This is a genomic window from Arhodomonas sp. KWT2 (assembly GCF_041949875.1).
In the GTDB taxonomy this organism is placed as follows: domain Bacteria; phylum Pseudomonadota; class Gammaproteobacteria; order Nitrococcales; family Nitrococcaceae; genus Arhodomonas; species Arhodomonas aquaeolei.
In genome coordinates, this window is the sequence record NZ_JBHFPQ010000048.1 from 67,476 (window position 1) to 79,876 (window position 12,401).

Genomic DNA, 12,401 nt, shown 5'->3' on the forward strand with positions numbered 1-12,401 from the left:
ACGAGCGGCCATCGGCCCCGGCGGGACGGTGCCGGGCGGGCACGCGGGGCCGGAATTCTGACACCGGGGCGTTGCATCTGGGATGATGGGGACCGTCAGGGATGGAGACAGAGGGGGCCGCCGTGGTACCGGGACCGGAAGAACGCCGAGACTTCCTGGCGGGGCAGCCGCCGTTCGACAGCCTGCCGGCGGACCTGCTGATGCTCGTCGCCGAGACGGCGGCCGTCCGTGACGCCGCCGACGGCGAGACGCTGCTATGCCCGGAGGACGGACCGCCGAAGGGGCTGTTCGTGATCGCCGCCGGACGGGTAAGCCTGGAGGCCGGCGACGACGAGCCGGCGGACCTGTTCGTCGGCGAGTCCTTCCCTATCGAGGCGGTGACCGAGCGCCGGGCGGTGGCCCATACCTATCGCGCCTCCGGGGCCGTGCGCCTCTACCGGGTTCCGGCGGCGGTGATCGTGCAGTGCATCGACTCGGTGCCGGAGTTCGCCGCGTTCTGCCGGCGCAGCGCCACCGGGCTGCTGGTTCGCGGCCAGGCGGAGAACCGGCGCCAGGCCGGCGACGAGCTCTCCCGGATCACCAGTCTGGACGTCAGCCTGCGCAGTGTCTGTGCCCATACCCCGGTCACCGCCGGTGCGGACGAGGATGTGCGCCGCGTGGTCGCGCGCATGCACCGCGAGGGGGTGGGCAGCGTCCTCGTGGTGAATGCTGGCGGCGGGCTTCTCGGGATCTTCACCCTGCATGACCTGCGCCGCGTGGTTGCCGACGGCGGCTCGCTGGAGGCCCGGGTTGACGGGGTGATGAGCGCCGATCCCCGGACCCTCCCGGCGGATGCGCTGGCGTTCGAGGCGGTGATCCTCATGGCCCAGCACCATATCCGGCACATCCCGGTGATGGACGGTGAGCGCATCGTCGGAGTGGTCTCCGAGCGGGACCTGTTCGCGCGCCAGCGGGTGAACGTCGTGCAGGTCATGCGCGCGCTCAACAACGCCGTGGACGTCGCGGGCATCGTCGCGGTCCGCGCCGACATCCCGCCGCTGATCGATGCCCTGCTCGGGCACGGTGCCGGGGTGGACCAGATCACCCGGGTACTGACCCTGCTCAACGACCGTACCGTGGCACGGGTCATCGAGCTGTGCGTGGGCGCTCACGGCGAGCCCGCCGCACCGTTCACCTGGATGGCCTTCGGCAGCGAGGGCCGCGGCGAGCAGACCCTGCACACCGACCAGGACAACGGCATGCTCTTCGATCCCGGCGCCCGTCCGGCGGACGAGGTCCGCGAGGCGCTGCTGCCGCTCGCCCGGGAGATCAACGAGGCCCTGGACCGTTGCGGTTTCGACCTGTGCAAGGGCAACATCATGGCCAGCAACCCGGAGCTGTGCCTGAGTCTGCAGGAGTGGCGGCGGCTGTTCTCGCGGATGATCGCCTCGGCGACACCGGAGAACCTCCTGCGCTCGAGCATCTACTTCGACCTGCGCAGGGTCTGGGGCGACGTCCAGCCGGTGGAGCAGCTGCGTGGCCACATCCTGGCCGAGGTACGGGACAATACCCTGTTCCTGCGCTCGCTCGCGGGTAACGCGCTCACTCATCGCCCGGCGCTGGGCTGGCTGCGGACCTTCGCCACCGAGCGGGGACGCGACGGCGAGACCTTCGATATCAAGATGCGGGGTCTCTTCCCGTTCGTCGAGGGCGCCCGGGTGCTGGCGCTGGAGTCGGGGATCGAGGCCACGGGTACCGCCGCGCGGCTGGCGGCCCTGCCGGAGGCGGGGGTCTGCACGCCGGACGAGGCGGAGGCGTGGGGGCATGCCCTCGATTACCTCCAGCTCATCCGCATGCGGGCCCACCAGGCCCAGACCCGGGCCGGGGAGGCGCTGAGCAACCGGGTGGCGCCGGGGGAGCTCAACCCGCTGGACCAGCGCGTACTCCGCGAGGCCCTGCGGCAGGGCCGGGATATCCAGCGTCGGCTCGCGGTGCGCTTCCAGCTCTAGGGCCTGTTCCGGAGGGCCCCGCGCCCCCAGCGTCCCGGGCAGCGCCTTCCCGTCTCCGACATCGCCCCGGGGGCCGTTGGATTCCACCGCGGCGGTTCAGCCTCTGCTGTAGGTCGGCTGCTCCCGGCAGCCGACATCCCAGCCGAATATGCCGTGAAGCGATCGCTCGAAGGCAATCGACCGTCGCCGGGCTGGAGAGTGGCGCCTGCCGGGAGCCGGCCAGGCAAGTGCATCGGGCACGGCGGCAGCTTCCACCTATTTGGTCACCACAAAGAGAAAGGGCCCCGCAGGGCCCTTTCGTCGGTGTCGTCGTGAGGCTGCGGCTCAGTGGCCGGTGGCCTCGCCCGCGCCGCGGGGGACGCGGACGTCCTCGACGAGCTGCTGGATGTGCTCCGGCGGCGGGGCCGTCACACGGGAGACCAGCGCGGCCGCGACCACGTTGAGCACCGCGCCGAGCGCCCCGAAGGACTCCGGCTGGATGCCCAGGAACCAGTACTCCGCGGTGTTGGGCAGCATGTTGGTGCCCGGCACGAAGAACCAGCCCTTGTACGTGAAGATGTACACCAGCGTGGTGGTCAGGCCCACGATCATGCCCGTCATGGCACCGGCGCTGTTCATGCGCTTGTTGAAGATGCCGAGCATGAGCACCGGGAACAGCGAGGAGGCGGCGAGGCCGAAGGCCAGTGCCACCACCTGGGCGGCGAAGCCCGGTGGGTTGAGGCCGAGGTAACCGGCCACCAGCACCGCACCCGCCATGGACAGCCGTGCCGAGAGCAGCTCGCCCTTCTCGCTGATCTTCGGGTTGAACACGCCCTTGATCAGGTCGTGGGAGACCGCCGAGGAGATGGCCATGAGCAGCCCGGCCGCCGTGGACAGCGCCGCGGCAAGGCCGCCGGCGACCACCAGCGCGATCACCCAGTTGGGCAGCTTGGCGATCTCCGGGTTGGCCATGACCATGATGTCGCGGTCGACGGTGAGCTCGTTGCCCTCCCAGCCGAGCTGCTGGGCCTCGCTGGAGAACGCCGGGTTGTCGGCGTTGTAGTACTGAATGCGCCCGTCGCCGTTCTTGTCGTCCCAGCTCAGCAGACCGGTCTGCTCCCAGTTCTTGAACCACTGGGGCCGCTGCTCGTAGGGCAGGCTGGCGTCGACCTGGGTCGGCGTGCCGTCCTTCACCGTGTTGATCAGGTTGTAGTAGGACATCGCACCCACCGCCGGGGCCGTGGTGTAGAGGATGGCGATGAACACCAGCGCCCAGCCGGCGGACTTGCGCGCGTCACGCACCCGCGGGACGGTGAAGAAGCGCACGATGACGTGGGGCAGACCGGCGGTGCCGATCATCAGCGACATGGCCAGCATCATCATGTTGAAGGTGTTGCCTTCCTGCATGGCCGTGTACCGGTCGAACCCGAGGTCGACGAGTATCTGGTCCAGTGTGCTCAGCAGGTGTTGGCCCTGGGCGCCGCCGACCTCCAGCGACCCGCCGAGGCCGAGCTGGGGCAGGGGGTTGCCGGTGAGCTGCAGGGAGATGAACACCGCGGGCACGGTGTAGGCGAAGATCAGCACCACGTACTGCGCGATCTGCGTGTAGGTGATGCCCTTCATGCCGCCGATGACCGCGTAGAAGAACACGATCGCCATGCCGATGAGCAGGCCGGTGGCGTAGTCGGTCTCCAGGAACCGCGAGAACGCCACGCCGATGCCCTTCATCTGGCCGATGACGTAGGTCAGCGAGGCCACGATGAGGCAGACCACGGCGATGATGCGGGCGGTCTTGGAGTAGAAGCGGTCGCCGATGAACTCCGGCACCGTGAACTTGCCGAACTTGCGCAGGTACGGCGCCAGCAGCATCGCCAGCAGCACGTAGCCGCCGGTCCAGCCGAGCAGGTAGACGGAGGCGTCATAGCCCATGAAGGCGATCAGCCCCGCCATGGAGATGAACGAGGCCGCGGACATCCAGTCCGCCGCGGTGGCCATGCCGTTGGCCACGGGGTTAACGCCCCGTCCGGCGGTGTAGTACTCGCTCGTGCTTCCCGCCCGCGCCCAGATCGCGATACCGATGTACAGCGCGAAGGTGAAGCCGACGACGATATAGGTCAGCGTCGTGAGATCCATGTCCGGTCTCTCCTCCTGGTTATTCTTCGTGGACGTCGTATTTGCGATCCAGGGCGTTCATCTTCACGACGTACGTGAAGATCAGGATCAGGAAGAGATAGATCGACCCCTGCTGGGCGATCCAGAAACCGAGCGGGTAGCCGCCGATCAGGATGTTGTTGAGCAGGGGAGCCAGCAGGATCCCGAAGATGTAGGGGACAATGAACCAGATCACGAGCAGCGTGAGCAGCAACCGGACGTTCTCTTTCCAGTATGCCGCCGCCGCTTCCTTACGAGCGGAATCGTTCGACATCGTTCTCCTCCTCGTTGTTGCTTCAGCGCCTCCGTGACCCGCTGTTGCGGGGGCGGAGGCGTTGACCCCGGGTGTGCCGGTCCCGGCACCCATACCCGTACCCGGTGTTTTGCAAAAAGCGTGCACAGTTCTGCGTGCGCGCTAAATGCGCGTCCATTCAGGGAATGCGGCACGGGGTTGGCGGGTGAGCGGCGGGGGAGTGTTACCGGAGGTAACCCGGGGTGTTTCCCGGGGTAACAGCCCCGGGCGCAGGGCCCGGGGCTGTCTGCGGGGCGTCTACTTGTGCGCCCGGTGCTCGATGAGCTCTTCGACCACGCTGGGGTCGGCCAGTGTGCTGGTGTCGCCCAGGCTGTCGGTCTCGTTGCTCGCGACCTTGCGCAGGATGCGGCGCATGATCTTGCCCGAACGGGTCTTGGGCAGCCCCGGCGCCCACTGGATGACGTCCGGGGAGGCGATGGCACCGATCTCGCTGCGCACGAGCTGCACGAGCTCCTTCTTGAGCGCCTCGGTGGGCTCGGCACCAGAGACCAGGGTCACGTAGCAGTAGATGCCCTGACCCTTGACGTCATGGGGGAAGCCGACCACGGCGGCCTCGGCGACCTGGTCGTGGAGCACCAGCGCGCTCTCCACCTCGGCGGTACCCATGCGGTGACCGGAGACGTTGATGACGTCGTCGACGCGACCGGTGATCCAGTAGTAGCCGTCCGCGTCCCGGCGGGCCCCGTCACCGGTGAAGTACTTGCCGGTGTAGTGGGTGAGGTAGGTGTTCATGAAGCGCTGGTGATCGCCGTAGATCGTGCGCATCATGCTCGGCCAGGAGCGGGCGATGCAGAGGTTGCCGTCGGTGGCGCCGTCCTGGACGTTGCCGTCGTTGTCCACCAGCTGGGGCTCGATGCCGAAGAACGGCAGCGTCGCCGAGCCCGGCTTGAGGTCGGTGACGCCGGGCAGCGGGCTGATCATGATCGCGCCGGTCTCGGTCTGCCACCAGGTGTCGACGATGCGGCAGCGGTCCTCGCCCACGGTGTGGTAGTACCACTCCCAGGCCTCCGGGTTGATCGGCTCGCCCACGGTGCCGAGCACGCGCAGGCTCTTGCGCGAGCGGCGGGTGACGTACTCGTTGCCCTGACCCATGAGCGCGCGGATGGCCGTCGGCGCGGTGTAGAAGATGTTGACGTTGTGCTTGTCGACCACGTCCCACATGCGCCCGGCGTCCGGGTAGGTGGGCACGCCCTCGAACATCAGCGTGGTCGCGCCGTTGGCGAGCGGGCCGTAGACGATGTAGCTGTGGCCGGTGACCCAGCCCACGTCGGCGGTGCACCAGTAGATCTCGCCGTCGTGGTAGTCGAAGACGTACTTCTGGGTCATCGCCGCCTGCAGCAGATAGCCGCCGGTGGTGTGCAGCACGCCCTTCGGCTTGCCGGTGGAGCCGGAGGTGTAGAGGATGAACAGCGGATCCTCGGCGTCGACCTCCTCCGCCGGGCAGTCCTCGGAGGCGCCGTCGATGGCCTCGTGGTACCAGACGTCGCGGCCGTCCTTGAACGATACGTCGCCGCCGGTGCGCTTGACCATGAACACCGTGGAGACGTCCGGGCACTCCTCGAGGGCGCGCTCGACGTTCTCCTTGAGCGGCACATGCTTGCCGCCGCGCACGCCCTCGTCGGCGGTGACCACCACGCGGCAGTCCGAGTCGAGGATGCGGTCGCGCAGGGCGTGGGGCGAGAAGCCGCCGAAGACCACCGAGTGGATCGCGCCGATACGCGCGCAGGCGAGCATGGCCACCGCCGCCTCGGGGATCATGGGCATGTAGATGCACACCCGGTCGCCCTTGTTCACGCCGCGTGCGCGCAGCGCGTTGGCGAAGCGGTTCACCTCGGAGTTGAGATCGCGGTAGGTGATCTTGCGGGACTGGTCGGGCTCGTCGCCCTCCCAGATGATGGCGACCTGGTCGCCGCGGGAGGCCAGGTGGCGTTCCACGCAGTTGTAGGCCGCGTTGAGCTTGCCGCCCTCGAACCAGCGGATCTCGCCCTTGGCGAGGTCGCTGGTGTTGACGCTGTCCCAGCGCTTGAACCAGGTCAGGAACTGCTCGGCCTGCTCCGACCAGAACGCGTCGGGCTCCTCCAGCGAGCGCCGGTACATCTGCTCGTACTGCTCGCGGTTGATGAGCGCGTTATCGGCAACGTCCTTGGGAACGGGGTACACCTTGGACTCGGACATCCTGCTTCTCCTCCCTTCAGGGCTGATGTCGTGGCTTTTTAGCGCACGTCCCGGGCGACGTGATCCATAGTATCGCCGGGACTTCGATCTTGTTCGATTCCAGCATGGAAGCAAATTCCGTTCCGGAAAACCCCATCCGTCGGGTACCGCATTCGCGCCCGGCTCGGGGGCGTGTCGGCCCGCCCGGGCCGCGGCCGGGCGTTACGACTCGTAACGATTTGTCACCTCCCGTAACGCTAACGCGTTACCCCGTCCGGGCGCCAGAGGCGGCGGGCCGGGGGATTCCGAGGCGCTGGCGTCGCTCCCACAGCGCCTTGCGGCTGATCCCCAGGCGCCGCGCGATCTCGGTCTCGGTGAGGTGGTCCTGGTGGTGGAGCACGAACTCCCGGAAATAGCCCTCCAGCGACATGTCGGGAAAGGCACCGGCGTCGCCGCCGCCCCCGACGGGCAGGCCCAGGAGATCGGCGGTGAGCGCGGTGCTCTCCGCCAGCATGACCGCACGCTCGATGGCGTTCTCCAGTTCCCGGACATTACCGGGCCACTGGTAGTTCCGGATCGCGCCGAGGGCATCGTCGCTCAGGCGCATGGGCGGGCGGTTGAGCCGCCGGCAGGCCTTCTCCAGGAGAAAGCGCGCGAGTGCCGGGATGTCCTCGCTGCGCTCGCGCAGCGGCGGCAGCCGGATCTCCATGACCTGGATGCGGAAGTAGAGGTCCTCGCGGAACGTCCCGTCGGCGACCATCGCCTCCAGGTCCCGGTGGGTGGCGGCCACCAGGCGGATGTCGACGCGGCTGGAGCGATCCGAGCCCACCCGGCGGATCTCGCCCTCCTGAAGGACGCGCAGCAGCCGGGCCTGGGCGGCGAGCGGCAGCTCGCCGATCTCGTCGAGGAACAGCGTGCCGCCGTCGGCGGACTCCACCAGCCCGCGCCGGCGTCCCTCCGCGCCGGTGAATGCGCCCTTTTCGTGGCCGAACAGCTCGGCCTCGATCAGCGATTCGGGGATGGCCGCGCAATTGACCGCCACCAGCGCCGCCTCCTTGCGCGTGCTGCGCTCGTGCAGCGCCCGTGCGACCAGCTCCTTGCCGGTGCCGGACTCGCCGAGGATCAGCACCGTCGTGTCCGTGGGCGCGACCTTGCCAATGCGGCGGAATACCGCCTGCATCGCCTCCGAGTCGCCCACGATTCCCGAGACCGGGTACTCCGCGGCGACGTCGGCGCGCAGGGCCTCGTTCTGACGCTCCAGCCGGGTCTCCTTGAGCGCGCGCTCGACGGTGAGCAGCAGGTCGTCGTTGTCGAAGGGCTTGGCGATATAGTCCACCGCACCCTCGCGCATCGCCTCCACCGCCGAGCGCACGCTGGCGTAGCTGGTCATGATGATCACCGGCACCTCCGCGGCCCGGCGCACCGCCTCGATGCCCTCGGCGCCGGGCAGGCGGAGGTCGGCGAGGATGATGTCGTGGTCGGCGAGGGCGGTGCTGTCCTCCGCCTCCTCCAGCGATCCCGCCTCGGTGACGCTCATGCCGTGACGGGTGAGCAGCCGCCGGATGGCGCTGCGGATGACTTTCTCGTCCTCGATCACCAGTACGCGTGGCATTGGGTCTCCCTCCCTCACTCCTCGATCGCCGGCAGCGCGATCAGGACCACCGTGCCGTGGCGCCGGCCCCAGCGTTCGCGCAGCCGCAGCTCGCCGTCGTATTCGCGGATGATGTTGTAGACCAGCGGCAGCCCGAGCCCGGTGCCCCGGCCCGGCTGCTTGGTGGTGAAGAACGGCTCCAGGACCTTGTCGCGGATATTCGCCGGGATGCCCGGGCCGTTGTCCATGACCCGGATCTCCACGCGGCCGTGGCGGCGCACCCCGGTGACCAGGATCTCGCCGCCCTCGCCGCAGGCGTCCACGGCGTTGTTGAACAGGTTCACGAACACCTGCACCAGCCGCTGCATGTCCGCGCGCACCCACAGGCCCTCGTCCAGGCGGTAGCGCATGGTCATCAGCCGCGCGCGCTTGGACAGGCGCACCACCCGCTCCGCCTCCCCGACGGCGGCGGCCACGTCCACCGGTACCGGCTGGTGGCCCTCGTTGTGGCCCGCGTGGGCGTAGCTCACCAGGGTCTGGACGATGGTGTTGATGCGCTGGGCCTGGGTGAGGATGTCCTGCGCGTATTCCGGCAACTCGTCCGCCTCGACGCCGGCACGCAGCTCCTGGGCCAGGCAGGTGATGCCCGTCACCGGGTTGCCGATCTCGTGGGCGACACCCGCGGCGAGGCGGCCGATGGAGGCGAGGCGTTCGCTGTGGGTCAGCTCCTCCTCCAGGCGCTGGAGCTCGGTGACGTCCTCCACCAGCAGCAGCCGGTCGCCGGGTTCGCCGCGGCGGGCGCCGCCGATGAAGGCCCGGTGCAGCGACAGCCAGCGCGTCTCCGCGGGCAGCTGCAGGGCGCGCTTGTGGGCGTGGTTCTCGTCCGCGGCGAGGAAATCGGTGAGCAGCCCGCCCCAGGGCTCGGTGAGCTCACTGACGCGCCGGCCCACCACCCGCGCGGCGTTCATGCCGGTGAGCGACTGCATCGCCGGGTTCCAGCGCACGATGCGGTCGTTGGGCGTGACCGCCACCACGCCCAGCGGCAGGTCCTCGAGGATCTGGCGGTGGTAGCGGCGCAGCTCGTCGAGCTCGGCGGCGAGGCCGCGGAAGCGGTTGCGCGAACGCTCCAGGCGCTCCTCGATGAGGCGCACGTTCTGTGCCAGCGCCGTGCGCGTGTCCGCGTCCACGCGCAGGCGCTCGTCGACGATCATGCGCGCGAGGATCGGGCCCATCATCCCGGAGAGGTTGCGTTCGATCTGCTCGCGCAGCTGCTGGAGCCGGTCCGGGCGGGTCTCGCTCCAGTCCAGGCCCTGGTCGGCCAGCGCCTTGGCGACCTCGGCCCGGGCGGCCGCCGCGCCGGTGACCGAGGTCAGCTGCTCGACGAACTGCGCCGGCGACTCCAGCACCAGCGCCCCGCGGGGGATCGCCGTGCTCACGTCGCGGCAGGCCGCCGCGGCCTCGGATTCGCGGTCGCTCTGGCGGGTGAGCAGCGAGACCGCGGCGAACACCAGGGCGTTGGCGGCCACCGACCAGAACGCCACCGCCGCGAAGTGGTCCGCGCCCTGGGTGCGGGCAATGTCCAGGCCGACGATGGTCACCGGGCTGACGGTGGTGAGCGCGGGCAGCAGTGCCGTGCCGCCCCAGATCGCACCGCCGGTGAGCAGCCCGGCGATGAAGCCGACCCGGGTGGCGCGTGTCCATACCAGCACGCCGACCACGCCGGGCACGAACTGGACCATCGCCAGGAACGAGATCAGCCCCCAGGAGACCAGCCCCTCCGTGCGTTCCAGCGCGAGGAAGAAGAGGTACCCGGCGGCGATGATCGCCGCGATCAGCATGCGCCGTGCCCAGCGCAGGGCCTCGTAGAGGTTGCGCTGGGGGTCCGGCCGGAACACCGGCAGGACCAGGTGGTTGAGGCACATCGACGAGAGCGCGAGCGTGGTCACGATGATCATCGCGCTCGCCGCGGAGATGCCGCCCAGGTAGGCCACCATCGCCAGCGTCGGCGAGCCGCTGACCATGGCCATGGCGAGGACGTAGTAGTCCGGGATGATCCCCGGGGCGAGTGCGTAGCCCGCCCACAGGATCGGGGGCACGGCGAACGACATCGCCAGCAGGTACAGCGGGAATCCCCAGCTCGCGGTGATCAGCCCCTGGGGCCGGGCGTTCTCGGTGAACATCATGTGGAACTGGCGCGGCAGCAGGAAGGCCGCGCCGAAGGCGATGAACAGCAGCCCGCCCCAGGCCTGCTCGCGCACCGGGGCGTAGAACGCGGCCAGCCGCTCCGGGTTGCGCTCGAGCCAGTCCTGGATGCCGCCGAAGCCGCCGAAGGCAAGGTGCACGGCCACCACCGCGACCACCAGCAGCGCGATCAGCTTGATCAGCGACTCGAAGGCGATCGCCGTGACCAGCCCGGCGTGCTTCTCCCGCGGGGTGACGTGGCGTGCGCCGAAGATGATCGCGAACACCGAGACCATCACGCAGAAGCCCACCGCGATGGGGCCCGGGGAGGCCTCGCCGCTGAGTACCTGCGTGGACTCCGCCACCGCGCGGATCTGCAGCGCCAGATAGGGCAGGCTGCCGGTGAGCATGACCACGGTGGCGAGCACGCCGGCGCCCTGGCTGTTGAAGCGGAAGGCGAAGATGTCCGCGAGCGAGGTGAGCTGCCAGTGCCGGGTGAGCCGCAGCAGCGGCATCAGCAGCACCGGCGTCAGTGCCATGGCCATGGCCACGCCGAGGTAGATGGTGACGAACGCGAGCCCCTGGCGGTCGGCGAAGCCCACCGCGCCGTAATAGCTCCACGTGGTGGCGTAGACCCCCAGCGAGAGGACGTAGACCGCCGGGTGTGCGGCCAGCCGCCGCGCCCGCGCGTTCCGCTCCGTGCCGTAGGCGATCAGGAAGAGGACCAGCAGGTACGCGATCGCGAAGGCGAACAGCGTGCCGAGCTCAAACCTCATGGCGGGCCGTGCGGCGGGCGCCGAGCCGGATGGCGACGATCACCAGCGCCCAGAGCGCGAAGGGCGCGTACCACGGTGGTACGAGCGCGGACCACCAGTCGCTGGCCGGCGAGGCGAAGGCCAGCAGGGTAAACGCGAACGTGATCAGGCTGGGCGCATGGGGCCCATAGTCGATGTGCGTGGCCATCGGTTCTCCTCCCGCTGCATCCGTGCGGCTATCGGGGTGTTGCCCCCGCTGTTTGTTACCTAAAGTAGCACAACCGGCGATGGCCGGGCGATGCCGTCAGCGTCCCTCCACGGGGATGTCGGTGGCGGAGAGGGTGTCGATGCGCCAGTGCCCGGTGGCCCAGGCCAGCAGCGCCGCCGGCGGTGCGCCCTCGAGGTCGGCGGGCGGCGCCAGGCCGAGGAAGGCCAGTACCGCGGCGATATTCGCCGACGGGGTGGCGTCGTCCACGGCTCGGGCGTGGGTGTGCTTGCTGAGCTTCCCGCCCGCGGGGCTGAGCGCCAGGGGCAGGTGCAGGTGACGCGGCCGCGGCAGCCCCAGGGTGTCACGCAGGGCCATCTGCGGCGCGGTGGCGATCAGGAGGTCGGCGCCGCGGACGATGTCCGTGGCGCCGAGGGCGGCGTCGTCGACGACCATCGCCAGGTGATAGGCGAACAGGCCGTCGCCGCGGCGGATGACGAAGTCCCCGATCTCCGTGGCGACGTCCACGTGCTGCGGGCCGAGACGGCGGTCGTCGAAGCGCACCGGCGCGGCCGGGGCACGCAGCCGCCAGGACCGGGCACTCTTGCCGGGGGGCAGGCCGTCGCGGCAGGTGCCGGGGTAGATCATCCCCGCCGGGCCATGGGTCGCCACCGCCTGCAGCTCGCGCCGGGTGCAGCCGCAGGGGAAGGCGAGGCCCGTGTCCACCAGCCGGTCCAGGGCGTCGGCGTAGGCGTCGTCGCGGGCGCTCTGGTAGACCACCGGGCCATCCCAGTGCAGGGCGTGACGCTCAAGGGTGCGGCGGATTGCCGTGTCGGTGCCGTTGACGGCGCGCGCCCGATCGACGTCGTCGATGCGCAGCGCCCAGCGCCCGTCGTGGCGGCGGGCGTCCAGGTAGCTGGCCACGGCGGCCACCAGCGAGCCGAAATGCAGCGGCCCGGTGGGGCTCGGTGCGAAGCGTCCGACGTAGTGCCCGGTGTCGGCGTCTGTGCTCATCGCTGCGGTTGTCGTCCCGGTGGCCCGTGTCCCTGTCGTCCCCGGATTCTACCTGACCTGGGCCGTGCCG

Annotated in this window: 8 protein-coding genes; 1 reads left to right on the forward strand and 7 read right to left on the reverse strand. The window is 69.7% G+C overall.

Annotated features, from left to right (window positions below; all coding sequences use genetic code 11):
- Positions 1–101 precede the first annotated feature (101 nt).
- The gene (locus tag ACEZHJ_RS12115; protein WP_375036539.1) at positions 102–1,988 is read left to right on the forward strand and encodes a DUF294 nucleotidyltransferase-like domain-containing protein; all 1,887 of its coding nucleotides are present in this window, start codon (positions 102–104) and stop codon (positions 1,986–1,988) included.
- A gap of 324 nt (positions 1,989–2,312) precedes the next feature.
- Here the strand turns inward: ACEZHJ_RS12115 and ACEZHJ_RS12120 are convergent, their stop codons facing one another.
- From ACEZHJ_RS12120 to gluQRS, 7 genes are all read right to left on the reverse strand, one after another.
- Positions 2,313–4,100 (reverse strand): sodium:solute symporter family protein, encoded by a 1,788-nt coding sequence (locus ACEZHJ_RS12120; RefSeq protein ID WP_375036540.1) that lies wholly within the window; start codon positions 4,098–4,100, stop codon positions 2,313–2,315.
- 19 nt (positions 4,101–4,119) lie between these two features.
- A complete protein-coding gene (locus tag ACEZHJ_RS12125; protein WP_026321169.1) occupies positions 4,120–4,392 on the reverse strand; it encodes a DUF4212 domain-containing protein in 273 nt (90 codons plus the stop codon).
- Between the two features lie 276 nt (positions 4,393–4,668).
- Positions 4,669–6,606, reverse strand: coding sequence for an acetate--CoA ligase (acs, locus tag ACEZHJ_RS12130; RefSeq protein ID WP_375036541.1), 1,938 nt, complete (start codon positions 6,604–6,606; stop codon positions 4,669–4,671).
- A gap of 244 nt (positions 6,607–6,850) precedes the next feature.
- Positions 6,851–8,197, reverse strand: coding sequence for a sigma-54 dependent transcriptional regulator (locus tag ACEZHJ_RS12135; protein WP_375036542.1), 1,347 nt, complete (start codon positions 8,195–8,197; stop codon positions 6,851–6,853).
- 14 nt (positions 8,198–8,211) lie between these two features.
- Positions 8,212–11,133 (reverse strand): sensor histidine kinase, encoded by a 2,922-nt coding sequence (locus ACEZHJ_RS12140; RefSeq protein ID WP_018718806.1) that lies wholly within the window; start codon positions 11,131–11,133, stop codon positions 8,212–8,214.
- On the reverse strand, positions 11,123–11,320 hold the full coding sequence (locus ACEZHJ_RS12145) for a hypothetical protein (RefSeq protein WP_163142114.1): 198 nt from the start codon (positions 11,318–11,320) through the stop codon (positions 11,123–11,125). Before ACEZHJ_RS12145 ends, ACEZHJ_RS12140 begins: the two co-directional genes overlap by 11 nt.
- A 96-nt stretch (positions 11,321–11,416) precedes the next feature.
- Positions 11,417–12,331 carry a glutamyl-Q tRNA(Asp) synthetase gene (gene gluQRS, locus ACEZHJ_RS12150; protein WP_375036543.1) on the reverse strand — a complete coding sequence of 305 codons (915 nt, stop codon included), beginning with the start codon at positions 12,329–12,331 and terminating at the stop codon, positions 11,417–11,419.
- Positions 12,332–12,401: the final 70 nt, after the last annotated feature.